The 20709-nt window shown below is 69.4% G+C and carries 14 protein-coding genes; 8 read left to right on the forward strand and 6 right to left on the reverse strand.

Features of this window, described 5'->3' with window-relative positions; all coding sequences use genetic code 11:
• Positions 1-77 precede the first annotated feature (77 nt).
• The 6 genes from treS (at position 78) to treY (ending at position 14634) form a co-directional block, all read left to right on the forward strand.
• Positions 78-3380, forward strand: a complete 3303-nt coding sequence (gene treS, locus OSC30_RS00240; RefSeq protein ID WP_267169827.1) for a maltose alpha-D-glucosyltransferase — start codon at positions 78-80, stop codon at positions 3378-3380.
• Positions 3377-5554 carry a 1,4-alpha-glucan branching protein GlgB gene (gene glgB / locus OSC30_RS00245; protein ID WP_267169828.1) on the forward strand — a complete coding sequence of 726 codons (2178 nt, stop codon included), beginning with the start codon at positions 3377-3379 and terminating at the stop codon, positions 5552-5554. The genes treS and glgB overlap by 4 nt, the downstream gene beginning before the upstream one ends.
• 169 nt (positions 5555-5723) lie before the next feature.
• The gene (gene glgX, locus OSC30_RS00250) at positions 5724-7835 is read left to right on the forward strand and encodes a glycogen debranching protein GlgX (protein WP_267169829.1); all 2112 of its coding nucleotides are present in this window, start codon (positions 5724-5726) and stop codon (positions 7833-7835) included.
• Positions 7832-9601 (forward strand): malto-oligosyltrehalose trehalohydrolase, encoded by a 1770-nt coding sequence (gene treZ / locus OSC30_RS00255; RefSeq protein WP_267169830.1) that lies wholly within the window; start codon positions 7832-7834, stop codon positions 9599-9601. Before glgX ends, treZ begins: the two co-directional genes overlap by 4 nt.
• A gap of 73 nt (positions 9602-9674) precedes the next feature.
• Complete coding sequence (malQ, locus tag OSC30_RS00260; RefSeq protein WP_267169831.1) at positions 9675-11768, forward strand: 4-alpha-glucanotransferase; 2094 nt, start codon at positions 9675-9677, stop codon at positions 11766-11768.
• Between the two features lie 190 nt (positions 11769-11958).
• Positions 11959-14634: a malto-oligosyltrehalose synthase gene (gene treY / locus OSC30_RS00265; protein WP_267169832.1), complete on the forward strand. Its 2676-nt coding sequence runs from the start codon at positions 11959-11961 to the stop codon at positions 14632-14634.
• A 246-nt stretch (positions 14635-14880) separates the two neighbouring features.
• Here treY and OSC30_RS00270 read toward each other — a convergent pair whose 3' ends face one another.
• The 6 genes from OSC30_RS00270 to OSC30_RS00295 all read right to left on the reverse strand — a co-directional run bounded on the left by OSC30_RS00270 (position 14881) and on the right by OSC30_RS00295 (position 19550).
• Positions 14881-15159, reverse strand: a complete 279-nt coding sequence (locus OSC30_RS00270) for a hypothetical protein (RefSeq protein ID WP_267169833.1) — start codon at positions 15157-15159, stop codon at positions 14881-14883.
• A gap of 189 nt (positions 15160-15348) precedes the next feature.
• The gene (locus OSC30_RS00275; RefSeq protein WP_267169834.1) at positions 15349-15759 is read right to left on the reverse strand and encodes a response regulator; all 411 of its coding nucleotides are present in this window, start codon (positions 15757-15759) and stop codon (positions 15349-15351) included.
• Between the two features lie 73 nt (positions 15760-15832).
• A complete protein-coding gene (locus OSC30_RS00280) occupies positions 15833-16831 on the reverse strand; it encodes a copper resistance protein B (protein WP_267169835.1) in 999 nt (332 codons plus the stop codon).
• The gene (locus OSC30_RS00285) at positions 16828-18648 is read right to left on the reverse strand and encodes a copper resistance system multicopper oxidase (protein ID WP_267169836.1); all 1821 of its coding nucleotides are present in this window, start codon (positions 18646-18648) and stop codon (positions 16828-16830) included. The genes OSC30_RS00280 and OSC30_RS00285 overlap by 4 nt, the downstream gene beginning before the upstream one ends.
• Before the next feature lie 92 nt (positions 18649-18740).
• Complete coding sequence (locus tag OSC30_RS00290; RefSeq protein ID WP_267169837.1) at positions 18741-19073, reverse strand: hypothetical protein; 333 nt, start codon at positions 19071-19073, stop codon at positions 18741-18743.
• Between the two features lie 147 nt (positions 19074-19220).
• Positions 19221-19550 (reverse strand): four-helix bundle copper-binding protein, encoded by a 330-nt coding sequence (locus OSC30_RS00295; RefSeq protein WP_267169838.1) that lies wholly within the window; start codon positions 19548-19550, stop codon positions 19221-19223.
• Between the two features lie 138 nt (positions 19551-19688).
• Here OSC30_RS00295 and OSC30_RS00300 point away from each other — a divergent pair, with 138 nt between their 5' ends.
• A complete protein-coding gene (locus OSC30_RS00300; RefSeq protein WP_267169839.1) occupies positions 19689-20036 on the forward strand; it encodes a type II toxin-antitoxin system Phd/YefM family antitoxin in 348 nt (115 codons plus the stop codon).
• Positions 20036-20674: an ATPase gene (locus OSC30_RS00305; RefSeq protein WP_267169840.1), complete on the forward strand. Its 639-nt coding sequence runs from the start codon at positions 20036-20038 to the stop codon at positions 20672-20674. Before OSC30_RS00300 ends, OSC30_RS00305 begins: the two co-directional genes overlap by 1 nt.
• Positions 20675-20709 lie beyond the last annotated feature (35 nt).

Here is a 20709-nt window from a genome sequence, read left to right on the forward strand (position 1 = left end):
ACTCCAGAGCACCCCCTCCCAGCCTCCCCCTGCAAGCAGGGGGAGGGGCCAAGGCAAAGTGCAGGGAGCCCCGCAGCATGAGCGCGCACCCGAAAACCGCCAAACGCAGCTTCACCAACGACCCGCTCTGGTACAAGGACGCGGTCATCTACCAGGTGCACGTGAAGTCGTTCTTCGACGCCAACGACGATGGCGTGGGTGATTTCCAGGGCCTGATCGACAAGCTCGACTACATCGCCGAACTGGGCGTCAACACGCTCTGGCTGCTGCCGTTCTACCCCAGCCCGCGCCGCGACGACGGCTACGACATCGCCGAGTACAAGGCGGTGCATTCGGATTACGGGCGCCTCGCCGATGCCAAGCGTTTCATCGCCGCGGCGCACGCGCGCGGCCTGCGCGTGATCACCGAGCTGGTGATCAACCACACCTCCGACCAGCACCCGTGGTTCCAGCGGGCGCGACAGGCCAAACCCGGCTCGGCCGCGCGCAACTTCTACGTGTGGTCCGACACCGACCAGGCCTACGACGGCACGCGCATCATCTTCCTCGATACCGAGAAGTCGAACTGGACCTGGGACGCGGTCGCCGGCCAGTACTTCTGGCATCGCTTCTTCTCGCACCAGCCGGATCTCAACTTCGACAACCCGGCCGTGCTCAAGGCCGTGCTCGGCGTGATGCGCTTCTGGCTCGACATGGGTGTCGACGGCCTGCGGCTAGACGCGGTTCCTTACCTGATCGAGCGCGAGGGCACCAACAACGAGAACCTGCCCGAGACGCACGACATCCTCAAGCGGATCCGCAAGGAGATCGACGAGCACTATCCCGACCGCATGCTGCTGGCCGAGGCCAACCAGTGGCCGGAGGACACGCAGGACTACTTCGGCGACGGCGACGAATGCCACATGGCGTTCCACTTCCCGCTGATGCCGCGCATGTACATGGCGATCGCGCGCGAGGACCGCTTCCCGATCACCGACATCATGCGCCAGACCCCGGCGATCCCGGACAACTGCCAGTGGGCGATCTTCCTTCGCAACCACGACGAGCTGACGCTCGAGATGGTCACCGACACCGAGCGCGACTACCTCTGGCAGACCTATGCCACGGATCAGCGCGCGCGGATCAATCTGGGCATCCGTCGCCGACTGGCGCCGCTGATGGAACGCGACCGCCGCCGCATCGAGCTGATGAACTCGCTGCTGATCACCATGCCGGGCACGCCGGTGCTGTACTACGGCGACGAGCTGGGCATGGGCGACAACATCCACCTGGGCGACCGCGACGGCGTGCGCACGCCGATGCAGTGGTCGATGGACCGCAACGGTGGCTTCTCCAAGGCCGACCCGGCCAAGCTGGTGCTGCCGCCGATCATGGACCCGCTGTACGGCTACCAGGCGGTCAACGCCGAGGCGCAGGCGCGCGATCCGCATTCGCTGCTCAACTGGACCCGCCGCGTGCTGGCGGTGCGCAAGCGTTACCGAGCGTTCGGCCGCGGCAGCATCAGGTTCCTCTACCCGGGCAACCGCAAGATCCTGGCCTACCTGCGCGAGCATGACGACGAGCAGGTGCTGTGCGTGGCCAACATGTCGCGCACGCTGCAGGCGGTGGAACTGGACCTGGGCGCCTTCGATGGTCGCGTGCCGGTGGAAATCCTCGGCGGCACCACGTTCCCGCCGATCGGCCGGCTGCCGTATCTGCTGACGCTGCCGCCGTTCGGCTTCTACGCCTTCCAGTTGTGCGCCAACGCGCAGATGCCGTCCTGGCACCAGGTGCCGGCCGAGCCCATGCCCGACTACGAAACCCTGGTGCTGCGCGGGCCGCTGGCCGAGGGCCCGGTGATGGCGCACCACCGTGGCGCGCTCGAGCGCGACGTGCTGCCCAGCTACCTCGGGCGGCGCCGCTGGTTCGGTGCCAAGGACCGCGGCATCGCCTCGCTCAGCATGATGTACAGCCAGCCCTGGCCGGATCGCGGCGAGGATCTGGTCGTGTCCGAGATCATCGCCACCCTGGACGACGGCAGCATCGAGCGCTACTGCCTGCCGCTGGGCATCATCTGGGAGGACAGCAACCCGCCGGCGCGGGCGCAGCAACTGGCGCTGGCGCGGGTGCGCCGCGGGCGCCGCGTGGGTTACCTCACCGACGGCTTCGTGCTCGACGCCTTCGTCTCCGGACTGCTGCGCGGCCTGCGCCAGCGCATGGAGCTGCCGCTCAAGCGCGGCGGGGTGATCCGCTTCACCGGCACGCCGGCGCTGGACGCCATCGATTTCCCCAGGGAGTTCGAAAACCGCTGGCTCTCGGCCGAGCAGTCCAACAGCTCGGTGATCGTGCACGAGCACGGCATGCTCAAGCTGTACCGGCACATCTCCCACGGCATCAATCCCGAGCTGGAGATGGGGCGGCACCTGAGCCGCGTGGGCTACGCCAACACGCCTCCGCTGCTGGGCGAAGTACTGCACGTGGGTGCTGACGGCATTCCCTCGGCGCTGGCGGTGCTGCAGGGCTTCGTGCGCAACCAGGGCGATGCCTGGCGCTGGACACTGGATTACCTGCTGCGCACCTGGGACGAATTCAGCCATGCATCCGACGACAGCGCGCGGGCGGAGATCCTGGCCGACTACGACAGTTTTGCGGCGGCCGTCGGCACGCGCCTGGGTGAGCTGCACGCCGTGCTTGCGCAGCCATCCGAAGATGAAGCATTCCGCCCCGAAACGGCCGGCACCGTCGATGTCGGCCGTTGGGCAAGCGACGCGCGGGCACAGCTCAAGCGCGCAATGGAGGCGCTGGAAGGCCTCGATCCCGAGGACGCTGCCCTGCGCGAGCAACGCGAGCGCCTGTTCCAGCGCCGTACTGCGCTGGAGCAGCGCATCGACGCCCTGGCCGGCAAGGGCGAGGGCGCGCTACGCACGCGCGTGCACGGCGACTTCCACCTGGGCCAGATACTGGTGGTGCAGGGCGATGCCTGGCTGATCGACTTCGAGGGCGAGCCGGCCCGCCCGCTGGCCGAGCGGCGCGTCAAGACCACGCCGCTGCGTGACGTGGCCGGATTCCTGCGCTCGCTCGACTATGTCGCGGCCGTGGCGCTGCGTGGCGAGGAGGGCGTGGCGCCGATCGAGGATCCGCTGTTCGCGCCGTTCCTGGAGCGCTTCCGCCTGCGCGCCTCGGAAGTCTTCCTGGCCGCCTACGTCGCGGTACTGGAACAGGCCACCGTGCGCTGGGTCGACGCCGAAGCGCTGGTGCCGATGCTGCAACTGTTCCTGCTCGACAAGGCCGCCTACGAGATCGCCTACGAAACGGCCAACCGCCCGGGCTGGCTTGGCGTGCCGCTGCAGGGCCTGCTGCGGCTGACCGACGAGGCAAGCATCGGCGAGGCGGGCAAGTGAACGACCGCGCACGACTGGATCCGGGCGCGGTGGACGCGCTGCTGCAAGGGCGCCACGGCGACCCGTTCGCAGTGCTCGGTCCGCATCAGGCAGACGGCCAGCGCGTGGTCCGCACATTGCAGCCGGGCGCCCAGGCGGTGGAGGCGATCGACGGCCAGGGACAGGTGCTGGCCGCGTTGCCGCCGCTGGCCGACGGCCTGTTCGCCGGCGAGGTGCCGGGCCAGGGCGCCTATCGCCTGCGCGTGCACTGGCCGACCGCGGTGCAGGACCTCGACGATCCCTACGCCTTCGGCACGATGCTGGAGGGGCATGACCTGGACCTGCTCGCGCAGGGCCAGCACCCGGAAGTGCATCGCCAGCTCGGCGCCCACCCGCTGGCGATCGAGGGCGTGCCCGGCGTGCGTTTCGCCGTGTGGGCACCGAACGCGCGGCGCGTCAGCGTGGTTGGCGACTTCAACCAGTGGGACGGCCGCCGCCACCCGATGCGCCTGCGCCTGCCGCACGGCGTGTGGGAGCTGTTCGTGCCGGGGCTGACGCCGGGCGCGCGCTACAAGTACGAGATCCTGGGCGCCGATTTCTCGGCGCAGCAGAAAGCCGATCCGGTCGCGCTGGCCACCGAGGCCCCGCCGGCGACCGCCTCGGTCGTCGCCGCGGACACACCCTACCGCTGGACCGACCACGCCTGGATGGCCGACCGCGCCACGCGCCAGCGGCTGGACGCACCGCTGTCCATCTACGAACTGCACGCTGCCTCCTGGTGGCGCGACGCACAGGGCGAATCGCCCGCCTGGGACGCGCTGGCCGAGCGGCTGATTCCCTACCTCGGCGGCATGGGGTTTACCCACCTCGAACTGCTGCCGGTCGCCGAGCATCCCTTCGGCGGTTCCTGGGGCTACCAGCCGCTGGGCCAGTACGCGCCGACCGCGCGCTTTGGCCCGCCCGAAGCCTTCGCCCGTTTCGTCGACCGCTGCCATGAAGCCGGGCTGGGCGTCATCGTCGACTGGGTACCGGCGCATTTCCCCACCGACCCGCATGGCTTGGCGCACTTCGACGGCACCCCGCTGTACGAACACGCCGACCCGCGCGAAGGCTTCCACCAGGACTGGAACACGCTGATCTACAACCTGGGCCGCAACGAGGTGTCCGGCTTCCTGATCGGCAGCGCGCTGGCCTGGCTGGAGCGCTTCCACATCGATGGCCTGCGCGTGGACGCGGTCGCTTCCATGCTCTACCGCGACTACAGCCGCAAGCACGGCGAATGGGTGCCCAACATCCACGGCGGCCGCGAAAACCTCGAATCGATCGCCTTCCTCAAGCGCTTCAACACCGTGGTGCACCAGCACCACCCGGGCGTGCTCACCATCGCCGAGGAGTCGACCGCCTGGCCCGGCGTCACCCGCGCGCCCACCGACGGCGGCCTGGGCTTCGACTACAAGTGGAACATGGGCTGGATGCACGACACGCTCGAGTACATGTCGCGCGATCCGATCCATCGGCGCTGGCACCACCACGAGATGACCTTCTCGATGGTCTACGCGTATTCCGAACACTACGTGCTGCCGCTCTCGCACGACGAGGTGGTGCACGGCAAGCGCTCGCTGCTCGGTCGCATGCCGGGCGACGACTGGCAGCGCTTCGCCAACCTGCGCGCGTACTACGGATTCATGTGGGCGCATCCGGGCAAGAAGCTGCTGTTCGCCGGCGCCGAGCTGGCCCAGCCGACCGAATGGAACCACGACGCGCAACTGCCGTGGGAGCTGCTCGACGACCCGCGCCACCGCGGCGTGCAACAGCTGTTGCGCGACCTCAATCGGTTGCTGGCGCGCGAGCCGGCCCTGCATGCCTGGGACGGCGATCCCCGCGGCTTCCGCTGGGCGATCGGGGACGACGCCCACAACAGCGTGTTCGCGTGGCTGCGCTTTGCCGAAGGTGCCCGCCCCGCGCTGGTCGTGAGCAACCTCACGCCGACGCCATTGCACGACTACCGCATCGGCGTGCCTCTCGACGGGCGCTGGGTGGCCGCGATCAACAGTGACGACGCGGGCTACGGCGGCTCAGGGGCGGGGCAGGGTGAGGCCCACGCCGAGCCAGTGCCGATCCACGGCCAACCTTGGTCGCTGGCGCTCACCCTGCCGCCACTGGCCACCGTCATCTACCTGGCCGAACAAACATGAGCATGGCGATGACCTCGGACACCGCGAGATCCGGCTCCCTCCCCTGCGCGCCGGGGTGGGTTGGGGTGGGGTGCTCTTCGGCTCTCCGGCAAGCTCGGGCAACCCCCTCCCAGCCTCCCCCTGCAAGCAGGGGGAGGGGGCAAATGGCTGAGCCTTGGGGCGGTTTCTGATGCCCACCCTCCCCGAACGCATGCAATCTGGCTCGCCTTACCCACTGGGCGCCCACTGCGATGGCATCGGCACCAACTTTGCGGTGTTCTCCGCCCACGCCGAGCGCATGCAGCTGTGCCTGTTCGATCCGTCCGGCCGCCGCGAGATCGCCCGCTACGACCTGCCCGAATGCACCGACGAGGTCTGGCACGGCTACCTGCCGCGACTGCGCGGAGGCCAGCTCTACGGCTACCGCGCCTATGGCCCGTACGAGCCGGAGCAGGGCCACCGTTTCAACCCCAACAAGCTGCTGCTCGACCCCTACGCGCGCCAGCTCGCCGGCCAGCTGCGCTGGTCGGACGTGCTGCACGGCTACCGCGTCTCCTCGCCGCGCGCGGACCTCTCCTTCGACCGCCGCGACAGCGCCGCGGCCATGCCCAAGGCCGTGGTGGTGGACGAGCCGATGCACTGGGAAGGCCGCACCCGCCGCCCGCACACGCCATGGCCGCAAACCATCATTTACGAGACGCACGTCAAGGGCATGACCCGGCAGCTCAAGCGGGTCCGCCCGCACGAGCGCGGTACCTTCCTGGCGCTGGCCGACCCGTACGTGATCGACCACCTGGTGCACCTGGGCGTCACCGCGATCGAGCTGCTACCCATCCATGCCTTCGTGCAGGATCGCCGCCTCACCGAGATGAAGCTGCGCAACTACTGGGGCTACAACACGCTGGCGTTCTTCGCGCCGGAGCCGGCCTACCTGGCCGAGGGCGCGCTCAACGAGATCCGTGCCGCGGTGCAGGCGCTGCACGCGGCCGGTATCGAGGTGATCCTGGACGTGGTCTACAACCACACCGGCGAGGGCAGCGAACTCGGTCCCACGCTGTCCTTCCGCGGCCTGGACAACCTCAGCTACTACCGCCTGCTGCCGGATAACCTGCGCCACTGCATCAACGACACCGGTACCGGCAACACCGTCAACACCGCGCACCCACGGGTGCTGCAGATGGTGATGGACTCGCTGCGCTACTGGGTGCAGACCTTCCACATCGACGGTTTCCGCTTCGACCTGGGCGTGACCCTGGGCCGTGAGGCCGAGGGCTTCGACCAGAACTGCGGCCTGTTCGACGCCATGCGCCAGGATCCCGTGCTCAATGGTACCAAGCTGATCTCCGAGCCCTGGGACATCGGCCCCGGCGGCTACCAGTTGGGCAACCATCCGCCGGGCTTCGCCGAGTGGAACGGCAAGTTCCGCGACGACGTGCGCAGGTTCTGGAAAGGCGATGCCGGCCTGCGCGGGGCGCTGGCCGGCCGGCTGCAGGGCTCGGCCGATATATTCGACCACCAGTACCGGCGGCCGTGGGCCTCGGTCAATTTCATCACCGCCCACGACGGTTACACGCTGGAGGACCTGGTTAGTTACGAGCAGAAGCACAACGAGGCCAACGGCGAGGACAACCGCGACGGCGCCAACGACAACGAGAGCAACAACCACGGCGCCGAAGGCCCGACCGACGACCCCGCCATCCTCGATGCCCGCGGCCGCGCCAAGCGCGCGATGCTGGCCACGCTGCTGTTCTCGCACGGCACGCCGATGCTGCTGGGCGGCGACGGCTTCGGCCGCACCCAGGGCGGCAACAACAACGCCTATTGCCAGGACAACGAGATTTCCTGGTTCGACTGGAAGCTGGCGCAGTCCGAGGCCGGTCGCGCCTTGACCGACTTTGTTGCCCGGCTGATCCGCCTGCGCGAGCAGCATCCGACCCTGCGCGCCGCCGATTTCATGCATGACGGCCCCGAGCTGCTGCCCGGCCTGCCGCCGGTGTCCTGGTTCAACGAGCGCGGCATCGACATGCAGCAAAGCGACTGGGCCGACGACCAGGGACGCCTGCTTATGCTGCGCCGCGCGAGCGCCAAGGGGAAACGCCACATCGACGCGACCCTGCTGCTGATCAACGGCACCGCCGAACCGCACACATTCACGCTGCCCGGACCGAAGCTGCCCTGGCGCCTGCGTATCGACAGCGGCAACCCCCAGGCACCCGAGCGTAATCTCGAAGAGGGCACGATCGAGCTGAAGGGATCGAGTGTCATGCTGCTTTCCGCCGCGCCGCGGCAGGACGGTGCATGAGCGGCCACTTCCGTCACGCGATGCCCTACGGCGCGCAGCTGCAGGACGACGGACGCACCCGCTTCCGGTTGTGGGCACCCGATGCCGACCAGGTGGAACTGGTGTTCGAGGAGAGCACGCACGCCATGTCCGCGCTGGATGACGGCTGGCACGAGTGCGTTCGCCAGGCGCCGCCCGGAACCCGCTACCGCTACCGCATCCGGCCGGAGCTGTGCGTGCCCGATCCGGCTTCGCGCCTGCAGCAAGACGGCGACGTCCACGGCGCCAGCGTGGTGGTCGATCCGGCTGCCTACCCCTGGCAACACGCCGACTGGCGCGGCCGCCCCTGGCACGAGGCCGTCCTCTACGAGCTGCACGTGGGCGCCTGCGGCGGCTTCCGCGGCGTGCAGGCGACGCTGCCGCGCCTGCAGGCGCTGGGCATCACCGCCATCGAATTGATGCCCATCGCGCAATTCCCGGGCCGCCGCAACTGGGGTTACGACGGCGTGCTGCCGTTCGCGCCGGCCGCCGCCGACGGCACGCCGGACGAGCTCAAGGCGCTCATCGACGCCGCCCACGGCCTGGGGCTGATGGTGATCCTGGACGTGGTCTACAACCACTTCGGCCCGGACGGCAATTACCTGGGCGAGTACGCCGCGGCGTTCTTCCGCAGCGAAGGGCCCGGCACGCCGTGGGGTGCGGCCATCGACGTGGCATTGCCACAAGTAGGCGATTTCTTCGTGCACAACGCACTGTACTGGCTGGAGGAATACCGCTTCGACGGTCTGCGGCTGGATGCGGTGCACGCGTTGCACGACCCGGCCTGGCTGCTGTCGCTCGCCGCCCGCGTGCGTGCGGCGATGAGTGGACGGCAGGTCCACCTGATCCTGGAAAACGAGGCCAACCAGGCACACCTGCTCGGATCGGGCCGGTTCGACGCACAGTGGAACGACGACTTCCACAATGCACTGCATGTGCTGCTCACCGGTGAATCCGCCGGTTACTACGGCGCCTATGCCGACGACCCGATGGGCAAGCTCGTGCGCTGCCTGGGCGAGGGCTTCGCCTGGCAGGGCGAGCCGATGCGCGGCAAGCCGCGCGGCGAACCGAGTGGCGATTTGAGCCCGCTGTGCTTCATCCACTTTCTGCAGAACCACGACCAGATCGGCAACCGCGCGCTCGGCGAGCGGCTGACCTCGCTCTGCGAACCGGCCGTGCTGGAGGCCGCATGCGCATTGCTGTTGCTCGCACCACCGGTACCGATGCTGTTCATGGGCGAAGAGTGGGGCAGCCGCACGCCTTTCCTCTACTTCACCGATCACCAGACCGAGGCGCTTCGCGATGCCGTGCGGGAAGGGCGCCGCAAGGAGTTCGCCGAGTTCGAAAGCTATGGGCAGGCCGAGACGCTGCCCGATCCCAATGCGGCCTCCACCTTCGAGCGCTCGCGCCTCGATCCGCACGACGCCGCCAGCCCGGAAGGGCTCGCCCGGCTCACGCTGGTGCGCCAGTTGCTCGCCCAGCGCCAGCGCCATCTGGCGCCGCACCTGCAGCACGCGCAAGCCATGGGGGCATTCGCGCTGGGCAAGCGCGCGCTGCACGCAAGCTGGCGGCTCGGCGGGGCAGTGTTGTGCATCTACTGCAACCTGGGTGACACGCCCGCCGCCATCGACGTCACGCCCACGGCCGGTACGCAATGGTTGCACGGCAACCCGGCGGCCATCGCCGCGTTTCGTGCCGGCCGCCTGCCGCCCGCCTGCACCCTCGTATTCCTGGAACCTTCGGCATGAGCTTCGCCACCATCCCGCGCGCTCCCGCAGGAGCGCAACCCGATTTCGCCCGCCGGGTTCAACGAGGGCAGTCGTGAGCGACCTCGATTCCCGCCTCGCCGCCCTGGCCGAACAAGCCGGCGTCGACGTGCACTGGCGCGACGCCAACGACCGTCCGCAGCAAGTAGCGCCACCCACGGTGCGCGCGGTGCTCGAGCAGCTCGGCGTGGCGTGCGCGAGCGAGGACGACATCGACGCCAGCCTCGAGCGACTCCGCCGCGAGCGCGAGAGCACGCAACTGCCGCGCCTGCTGGTGGCCGACGCCGGCAAGCCGGTCCCGCTCACGCCCGCCCTGGAACCGCGGCGCTACCGCATCGAGGACGAGCAGGGCAGGCTGGTGCACGAGGGCATCGTCGCAGCGGACGAACGCGCGTTGCGCGCACCGGAAGCTTCCGGCTATTACCGCCTGCTGTTGGGCGAAGACTCCTGCACGCTCGCCGTCGCGCCGCAACGCGCCTTCGGCGTCGCCGACCTCGCCGACGCAAGCCGCCCGTGGGGCGTGGCCGTGCAACTGGCCAGCCTGCGTCGCCCCGGCGACGGCGGCATCGGCGATTTCACCGCGCTGGAACAGTGCGCGCGCGCCGCCGCCGCACATGGCGCCGACGCACTGGCGATCAGCCCGGTGCATGCGCTTTTCGCCGCCGCGCCCGAGCGCTACAGCCCATACGCGCCATCGAGCCGGCTGTTTCTCAACGCGCTGTATGTCGACCCCGCCCGCGTGGGCGGCGCGGCGGCGTTGCGCACGGTCACCGACGCACACAACCTGCGCCAGGAAATGGCCGAACTCGAATGGCTGGACCTCATCGACTGGCCGCGCACCGCGCGCGCGCGCATGACCCTGCTGCGCACGCTGTTCGAGTGGTCGCTGGGTGATTCCAAACTCACCGGGGAGTTGAAGGCCTTCCGCCGCGAGCAGGGCGAGGCGCTGGAACGCCATGCTCGCTTCGAGGCGTTGCAAGTACATTTCCGCGCCCATGACGTGCCCGGAGGCTGGCAGGCGTGGCCGGCGGAATACCACGACCCGGCGAGCCCCGAGGTCGCCACGTTCGCGCGCGAGCACAGCCGCGAGGTGGCCTTCCACGCCTTCCTGCAATGGCTGGCCACGCGCGGCCTGGACGACGCCCAGAAGACCGCGCGCGCCTCGGGCATGGCGATCGGGTTGATCTCGGACCTGGCCGTCGGCACCGACCCCGGCGGCAGCCAGGCCTGGAGCCACCAGGGCGAACTGCTGCACGGCCTGTCGGTGGGCGCGCCGCCGGACCTGCTCAACCGCAACGGACAGGACTGGGGCCTGACCACCTTCTCGCCCGCGGGCCTCAAACGCAGCGGCTACGCCGGCTACCTCGCGATGCTGCGCACCGCCATGGCGCATGCCGGCGGGGTACGTATCGATCACGTGCTGGGCCTCAAGCGCCTGTGGCTGGTACCGCATGGCTTCGGTGCCACCGAAGGCGCCTACGTGCGCTATCCGTTCGAAAACATGCTGCGGCTGCTCGCCATCGAATCGCATCGCAACCGGGCGGTGGTGATCGGCGAAGACCTGGGCACCGTGCCGGCCGATTTCCGCCAGCGCATCGCGGGCGAAGGCGTGCTCGGCATCCGGGTGCTGTGGTTCGAGCGCGCGGCTGACCTGGGATTCGTCGCGCCCAGGCATTGGTCGTCCGACGCGATGGCCACCACCTCCACCCACGACGTGGCGACGGTGGCCGGCTGGTGGAGCGGGCGCGATATCGAGTGGCGCGCGCGCGCAGGGCTGGCCGAACCGGGCGTGGACGAGATCGCCGAACGGGCGGTGGATCGCGATCGCCTGTGGCGCGCGATGTGCGCCTCGGGCGCTGCCGCCGAGGCGGGCGGTACGCCCGAGGAGAACCATCCGCCGTCGCCGGACGAGGTGATGCCCGTGGCGATCGCCGCCGCCGGCCATGTCGCCCGCGCCCCCGCGCCGCTGGTCATCATTCCGGCAGAGGACCTGCTGGCGCTGTCGGAACAACCGAATCTGCCCGGTCCCACCGATGCGCTGCACCCGAACTGGCGCCGGCGCCTGCCGGAAACCTCCTCTCTGCTGTTCGAGGGCCCGGTGGCACAGGCCTGTTGCCGCGCGGTGGCCGCGGCGAGGAGCGGGTCGTGATGGCATGCTCGCCGTCGGGGTGGGAGCATTTTCTGGTGGGCTCCGCGCAAGATTGGCCCCTCACCCAAACCCTCTCCCCCGAGGAGGGAGGGCTTCAGATCTCGCTTCGACGACGTCTCCGCGCCTCAGGGAAACCGTTCATCCTGAGCGTAGCGAAGCGAAGTCGAAGGGCGCGACGTCCGGGCCGCCCATGAACCCGACGTCGCCCCCAGCCGGCCCACCTCGCGCCCTGGCGCGGCTGCAATTCCATCCCGGTTTCACCCTGGACGATGCCGCCGACCGGGTCGGCTACTACGCCGACCTGGGCGTGAGCCACCTCTACGCCTCGCCGCTGTTCACTGCGCGCCCTGGCTCCAGCCACGGCTACGACGTCATCGACTATCACCACGTCAACCCCGAGCTCGGCGGCGAACCCGCGCTGCGCCGGCTGGTCGGGCGCCTGCGCGCGCACCGCATGGGGTTGGTGCTGGACATCGTTCCGAACCACATGTTCGCCGGCCCCGGCAACGCCTGGTGGATCGACGTGCTGCGCCACGGCCGCGCCAGCCGCTACGCCACATATTTCGACATCGACTGGCGCAGTCCCGATCCGCTGGTGCGCGGACACGTGCTGCTGCCGATCCTGGGCAAGCCCTACGCGCAGGCGCTGCGCGATGGCGACATAAGGCTGGCGCGAGACGGCGAAGGCTTTGCACTGCGCGTGCACGACAACCCGCTGCCGCTCTCGCCCGCCACCGTCGAAGCGCTGCGCGGGGCAGGGCAGCCGGCCGCCGTGCTGGCCGCGCACGATGCCGCCTGCGAGCCGGGCTTCCGGCAATTGCACGCGCTGCTGGAACAGCAGCACTACCGCCTGGCGCTGTGGAAGCTCGCCAACGACATGGTCGACTACCGCCGCTTCTTCGACATCAACGAACTGGCCGGCCTGCGCATGGACCGCACGCGCGTGTTCGAGGACGCCCATGCACTGGTGTTCCGGCTCTATGCCGAAGGCCTGGTCGACGGCCTGCGGGTGGACCATGTCGATGGCCTGGCCGACCCGCACCGCTATTGCCGGCAACTGCGCCACCGGTTGCGCCGCCTGCAGGGGCAGCGCCCGGCCGATGCGCCGCGCGGGCCCGCTTACGTGGTGGTCGAGAAGATCCTGGCCGAGGATGAGCGGCTGCGCCCGGACTGGCGCATGGACGGCACCACCGGCTACGAGTTCATGGACCAGGTCGGCGCGCTGCTGCACGATGGCGCGGGCGAAGGGATGCTGACCGAGCTGTGGCAGGCGATCAGTGGCGAGCGCGCCGATTTTGCCGCGGTGGCGCGAGCGGCGCGGCGGCAGATCGTGGTGGACAGTTTCGAGGCCGAACTCGACCGCACCGCGCGCTCGCTGTTCGACGCCGCCCGCGCCGACGTGGACACCCGCGACGTCAGCCTGCCGGCGATCCGCCGCGTGCTGGTCGAGCTGCTGGTGCATTTCCCGGTGTACCGCACCTACGCCGGCGGCCTGGGCCGCGACGCGGTCGACGAGGCGGTGTTCCAGCAGGCCTACAGCCGGGCACGCCGCCACGTGCGCATCGAGGACCGCGAGCTGCTGGCCGACGTGGCCGCCTGGCTTGGCGGGCAGGCCCCGCGCGGGTTGCCGCCGGGCCGCGTGCGCCAGGCGCGCGAACGGGCGATGCGGATCTTCCAGCAGGCCACCTCGCCGATGGCCGCCAAGGCAGTCGAAGACACCGCCTGCTACCGCTACGGCCGCCTGCTCTCGCGCAATGAGGTCGGCGCCGATCCCGGCCATCTGGCGCTGGACATTCCCAGCTTCCATGCGCTGTGCGCCGAACGCGCACGCGACTGCCCGCACAACCTGCTGGCCACCGCCACCCACGACCACAAGCGTGGCGAGGATGCCCGCGCGCGCCTTGCCGTGCTGTCGCAAGCCGCCGTTGTGCCGCACTGGGCCAGCACGGTGACGCGCTGGCGCGAGCGCAACGCACCCTTGCGCTTGCCGGTCGACGACGCGCCGGCGCCGTCTGCGGCAGACGAGTACATGCTCTACCAGACCCTGGTGGGCGCCTGGCCACTGACCCTGGCGCCGGACGACTCAGCCGGCCTGGACGCCTTCCTCGAGCGCATCGCCCAATGGCAGCGCAAGGCCGTGCGCGAGGCCAAACGCAGTACCCGCTGGAGCCTGCCCAACGAACCGTACGAAGACGCCTGCGAGGCCTTCCTCGCCGCGCTGCTGGCGCCGGGCAACGATTTTGCCGGCGAACTGCACGCCTTCGTGCAACGCATCGCCGCCGCCGGCGCCGCCAACAGCCTGTTGCAAACCACGCTGCGCCTGACCACGCCCGGCGTGCCGGACACCTACCAGGGCACCGAGTTCTGGGATTTCAGCCTGGTCGACCCGGACAACCGGCGACCGGTTGACTTCGACGCGCGAACCCGTGCGCTCGCCGACGTTCCCCCGTGGCGTGAGTTGGTGCGCGGCTGGCACGACGGCGGTCTCAAACAGCGCGTGGTCCGCGAACTGCTGCAGCTTCGCATGCGCCACCCCGACGTATTCGCCCGAGGCGGTTACCGCGCACTTGCGGTAGACCAGCCCAACGACCGGCTACTTGCCTTCGAGCGGGGGCTGGATGGCGACGCCATCATCGTGCTCGCCCTGCGCCACACGGCCGGCCTCCTGCTGGACGTTCGTGAACCGCGATGGGATGCCGCTGCATCGGCTGCATTGCTACCGCCGGTCCTGCGCGTGCGCGGTCTGTCGCCGGGCCGCTACCGCAACTTGCTGGGCGAGGGCGATGCCGTCGTGGGCGAGGTGCTGGATCCCGCCGATTGGCTGACAACGCTGCCTGTGGCCGTGCTGGAGCGCGTGGCTGCCTGATCCGTGCGTTGCCGGTCGATGCCGCCTATGCGGCCGATTTTTTTCGTCATTCCGCGAAAGCGGGAGGCGTTTTTCAACAGCGAACGCGGGTCGCAGGGTCAAAATGGATTCCCGCTTTCGCGAGACGCCCTTGAGGGTATGTCGAGGTTCCCAACAGGGCAGATACGCGAAGGGGCGCGCCATCGACGCGCCCCTTTCGGAAACCCAACCTGCGGCGCGCTCCGAAGAGCGCCGGCGAGGGATCGTTCAGATCAACCAGCAGGTAGCCGGCTGGGTGGGAGAGATCCACGGGAACTGGTCGTCTTCGTCCGGCTCCGGCGTGGGCACCGGCATGCGCGGCGTGCGGTGGTTCTCGGTCGGCCACTCGATATCGCTGTGGCGCCGATCCAGCGGTGCGTCCTGATCGGTCGGCCAGCGCGGTGTCTGCTCCGGCCCGATGGCAGGGCCATTGATCGTCCAGTCGTGATCGCGGATGAAGCCGGGATGGCGGCGGATCACGGAAGGGGTGCAGGCATTCAGGGACATGGCGAAAAAGCTTTGTAGATCAAGTGACTTATAGTGTCTTGCTTGCCCTGTCTACGACTCGCGAAAAGGATGCTGCCCTGCGCTTAACATCCGCCGCAGGGGTGGGTGCTTCGCGAGATGGCTCCGGGGGCCCGCAACGGCATGCCGTGCACGAAAGCGGAGGCGAGATGACGCGCCCGGTTGGCCCGCTCAGGCGCGTACCGGCAAGGCCCGCCGCAGGCTGTCGGCCAGGCCGGCGGCGTCGTAGGGCTTCAGCAGCAGCACCGCGTCGGCGTGTTCGGCACGTTCGTCCGGCGGCAACTCGTCGTGGCCGGTGGCGAATACCACTCCGATACCTGGTTGCACGTCGCGCGCACGGGTCGCGAGCATGGGGCCGGACATGCCGGGCAGGCCGACATCGGTCACCAGCACGTCGACCGGCTCGGCCTGCAATACCGCCAACGCGTCGGGGCCGTACTCGGCCTCGATCACGCGATGGCCCAGCTCACGCAGCATGTCCGTCGCATGGGCGCGGATCAGCAGGTCGTCCTCCACCAGCAGTACGGTGAGGGGTGCCTGTTGTGCGCCTGCGGGAGCATGGCCTTGGGGCGGGATCGCCATGGACGGGAATACTACGGGAGAGCAGCCGAATATAGGCCACGGTATCGCCGATGCAAGCCCATGCAGGGACGCGTCATAACCAGAGGCGCACGCCGGCCACCCAGCGCCGCTCCGAGGGGCTCTCGCCCCGTGACCGCGCCGACTCGGCCGTGCCCGCGAAACGGCGCGTCCATTCGACGCCCAGGAAGGGCGCGAACTGCCGCCCGATCTCGTAACGCAGGCGCAGGCCCAGCGTGGCATCGGAAACGCCGCTGCCGAGCCCGCGTGCGGGGTCGGCCTTGCCGTAGGCGTTGACCTCCAGCTCGGGCTGCAGCACCAGCCGCTGGGTGAACAGCAATTCGTACTCGGCCCGCAGGCGCGCGGCCGTGCGACCGTGTGGCCCCATGTAGCCGGTCAGCTGCAGCTCGAACCAGTACGGTGCTAGGCCCTGGATGCCGAACGCCGCCCAATGGCGGTTAGGGCCTTCGCCGAGATCTTCGCGAACACCCAGTTCGGTGTTCCAGAAGGCGGCAACCGCGTGGCTCCAGAGCACCTCCGCGTCGCCGTGGACGAGCCGGCCGCCGCGGCGCTCGCCCTCGGTGCGCAGCCACAGCTTGTCGATGTCTCCGCCATAGCCGCCCTGGATATCCCATTGCAGGCCGCGGCCGGCGCGATCGTCGAAGAACTCGAGCTGGTCGAGGCGCAGCGTGGCCAGTCGTGGGCGGTCTTCCATGCCCATGTCCATGCCGTGCATGGGGCTGCTGCGGATGCCGTCGGAATAGTCCGGGTCACGCGCATCCGGCGGCGGACTGCCGCCCTGCATGGGCGGCATGGCGGACATGTCGTGCGGCTGCGCGGACGAGTGGTGGGATGCCGCGTGGTGGTGCGGGGCGTGGGGCAGGGCGGGCGCCGGGATGCTGCCGGATGCTGCAGGCATGGCCATGCCGGCGTGATCCATGCCCGCGTGTTCCATGCCGGGCATATCGCCCATGTCCGGGGCCTCGGCATGAGCGTGCCCATGGTCCTGCGCACCGACGACGCCGGCGAACAGCACTGCGGCCAGCGCCAGGCTGGCGAGTGCAGGGCGCCTCATGACACCACCACCTCGCGGAACATGCCCGCCTCCATGTGGTAGAGCAGGTGGCAGTGGTAGGCCCAGCGGCCCGGGTTGTCGGCGGTCACGCGGTAGCTGATGCGCTGCGCCGGCTGCACGTTGATGGTGTGCTTGCGCACGAGGAAGTTGCCCTCGGCGTCTTCCAGTTCGCTGAACATGCCGTGCAGGTGGATCGGGTGATTCATCATCGTGTCGTTGACCAGGACGATGCGCAGGCGCTCGCCGTACCTGAAATGGATCGGTTTGGCTTCGGAGAAGGGCAGGCCGTCGAACGACCAGACGAAGCGCTCCATGTTGCCGGTCAGGTGCAGCTCGATCTCGCGTTCGGGCTCGCGCGGATCGAGCGGGCCATCGATCGAGCGCAGGTCGGCGTAGGTCAGCACGCGGCGGCCGTTGTCGCGCAGGCCGATGCCCGGATCGTCCAGGTTCGTGCGCGGCATGTCGACGCGCATGTCCACGCTGGGGCCGTATTCGGTACGCGCGTGGTGCACGGCTTGGCTCCCCTCTCCCGTCGGGAGAGGGGCCGGGGGAGAGGGTTCGGGTGAGCCGTGGGCCGCATGCTCCGGCCGAACCCTCTCCCGCCCTTCGGACACCCTCTCCCGAGGGGAGAGGGGAGAATGGCTGCCCATCGCGCCCATCGCGCCCATCATGTCCTGCATGCCCAGCCACACGCGCTCATCCATCGCCGGCACAGGTGCCTGCATGCCCTCGCGCGGCGCCAGCGTGCCGCGGGCGTAGCCGCTGCGATCGATCGACTGGGCGAACACGGTGTAGGCGCGCGTGTCCCGCGGCTGCACGATCACGTCGTAGGTCTCGGCCGCGGAGATGCGGAACTCGTCAACGGCCACCGGCACCACGTCCTGGCCGTCGGCGGCGACCACGATCATCTCCAGCCCCGGGATGCGCACGTCGAAAATCGTCGAGGCCGAGCCGTTGATGAAGCGCAGGCGCACCTTCTCGCCGGGCCCGAACAGGCCCGTCCAGTTGCCGGCGGGCGCGGTGCCGTTCATCAGGTAGGTGTAGGCGGCACCGCCGACATCGGCCAGGTCGGTCGGGTTCATGCGCATCTGGTTCCACTTGCGGCGCATGGCCAATGCATCGCCCAGACCGCGCTCGCGCACGTCGCGCAGGAAGCCGGGCACGGTGGGCTGGTGGTAGTTGTAGTAGTCGCTCTGCTTCTTCAGCAGCGCGTAGATATGCGCGGGATCCTCGTCTGTCCAGTCGTTGAGCATCACCACGTAGTCGCGATCGGCCGGATGGCGTTCGTGACCCGTCGGATCGATCACCAGCGCGCCGAACAGGCCGGTCTGCTCCTGGAAATGCGAGTGGGCGTGATACCAGTAGGTGCCCGCCTGGCGCACGTCGAAGCGGTAGGTGAACGTCTCGCCCGGCGCGATGCCGTCGAAACTCAGCCCCGGCACGCCATCCATGTCGAACGGCAGCACGATGCCGTGCCAGTGGATGGAGGTGGCCTCGCGCAGATGGTTGGTCACGCGCAGCGTGACGGTGGTGCCTTCCTTCCAGCGCAGCAGCGGGCCGGGCAGGCTGCCGTTGACGGTAGTGGCCGGGCGCACGCGGCCGGTGCAGTCGACCAGCGTCCGGCCGATGTCGAGCTGAAAATCGGTGCCGCTGAGCACCGCCGGGTGGCCGGCGCGGGCCTGCGCGTGGGCCTGGCCTGGACGCAGCAGGCCGAACCCGGCAACGGCGCCGCCGACGGCAAGGCCCTGCACGAAGCGGCGGCGCGGCAGGTCGACGCGCGTTGCATCGACCGGCGAAACAAGGGAAAGCGGTTTCATGGAGCAACTCTCGTTGGCGCATCGCGAACGGATGCGCAGGCACACGCGCCAGCGCCCGCTGGCGGGCGCTTGGCGGTCAGGACGAACGAGGGTCAGGCCAGCGGCGGTCGCAGTGGCGGCGAAAAGCCGGACAGCGGTGCTTCCAGCGGCCGGGGCGGCGCATAGCGGGCTGCTGTCGCCGGCACATCAGCAAGACCGGTCGACATGGACGGCAGCACGCCGGCACAGGGCAGGGCGCAATGACAGGTCTGTGCGGTGGGTGCGTCGGGATGGCCCGTGTGGTCGGCGCAGCAACTGGCCTCACCCATGTGCATCGAGACGTGCGAGGCATGCGCGACCATCGCCGCATCCTGCTGTGACGGCATCTCGCGCGGCCATGCGCCAATCGGCGCCACCGCCAGCATCAGCCAGGCGAGCAGAGCCATGGCCAACAGGCATCGCAGACGGCGGCGGGAGCGCAGGAGAACGACCATCGGCGCAGGTTACACAGCGCGCATGGGCCGCTCAACCGTGAAGTTGGCTCCATGCGATGCGATACCGGGGACGCAGGCGAGGGTTGGGCAACCGGCCGCTTACGCGGCCATCTGGCGGCAACTTTCGGCACATGCCCGGCAGGCCTGCACGCATTCGTCCATGCCACCCACCGCGGCGCAGCTGCCCGCGCAGGCGGTGCACAACTCCGCGCAGGCGCGGCACACGGCCGGGTGTTGCGGCGACTGGTTGAGCATCACCGCCGCCGCCGTGCGGCAGACTTCGGCGCAGCTGAGCATCAACCGCATGTGTTCCGGCGCCACGTGCGCGCCGCCTTCTTCCAGGCACATGCCTGCCGCACTCGACTGGCATGCCTGGTAGCAGCGCAGGCAATCCTGGATGCAATCCTGTAGGGAGGCGTTGGCGCCCATGGAAAGGCTCCTGAGGCTGGGGGAAGCGATCGATGCTCGCGCAGGGCCCGTCCGCGTCCCGTGAGATGGCTGGCCTGTTTGACCAACTTGTACAATTTGGACATCATGGACATGCACACCGCCCGATCCGGAGGCCGCATGAGCGCACACACCCTGCTCGCCGAGTTGCCCACCATGCCCAGCAGCGAAGCCAAGAACGGTTTCGCGCAGTTGCTCGAACAGGTGGGCCGCCGTGCCAAAGCCGTGGTCATCACGCGCAACGCGCGGCCTGCCGCCGTCATGCTCTCGGTCGACGAGTACGAGCGCCTCGTGCGTGCCGTGCCCGACCCGCTCGCAAGCCTGTCGGCTGACTTCGACCGCCTGGTCGCCACCATGCAGGCGCCCGCCGGGCAGGGCAGTGTCGATGCCCTGTTCGATTCCGCGCCAGGCGACCTGGGCGCCGCTGCCGCCAAGGCCGCCAAACCGCGTCGGCGCCGCAAGGCCTGATGGGCCGCATCGCCGTGCTGGCCGGCACCAACGGCGCCGGCAAGAGCAGCATCGCCGGTGCGCGCCTGCGCCAGACCGGAGGTGCCTGGTTCGATCCGGATGAGGCGACGCGCCGGATCCTCGCCGCCAATCCGGGCATGGACCTGGCTCAAGCCAACGGCGCCGCCTGGAGCGAAAGCATCCGCCGCCTGCGCCACGCCATCGACACGAACACCGACTACGTCTTCGAAACCACCCTGGGCGGCCGTACCGTCACCAGCCTGCTGCACGAGGCTGCCAACGCCGGCATGGCGCTATGGATCTGGTACTGCGGACTGGACAGTCCCGAACGCCACCTGGCACGCATCCGCAGCCGCGTGGCCCATGGCGGCCACGACATTCCCGAACAACGCGTGCGTGAGCGCTACGACGCCAGCCGCAAGAACCTGATCCGCCTGTTGCCCGATGCCACCGTCATGCGCGTCTACGACAACAGTGCGCAGGCCGATCCGAAGACCGGCCGCGCACCTGAACCCGCGCCTGTCCTGCATCTGGCCCAAGGCAGGCTCGCTTACCCATGCACGCCCGCCCAGCTCGCATCCACGCCGGCCTGGGCCAAACCCATTGTCGCGAGCGCCTGGCAACGGGTGCGCCGCTGAGAGCGATATCGGGCACGGCCGTGCCCGTGCCATGG

Origin of the sequence: Frateuria hangzhouensis (assembly GCF_026410505.1) — a bacterium.
Lineage (GTDB): Bacteria > Pseudomonadota > Gammaproteobacteria > Xanthomonadales > Rhodanobacteraceae > Frateuria_A > Frateuria_A hangzhouensis.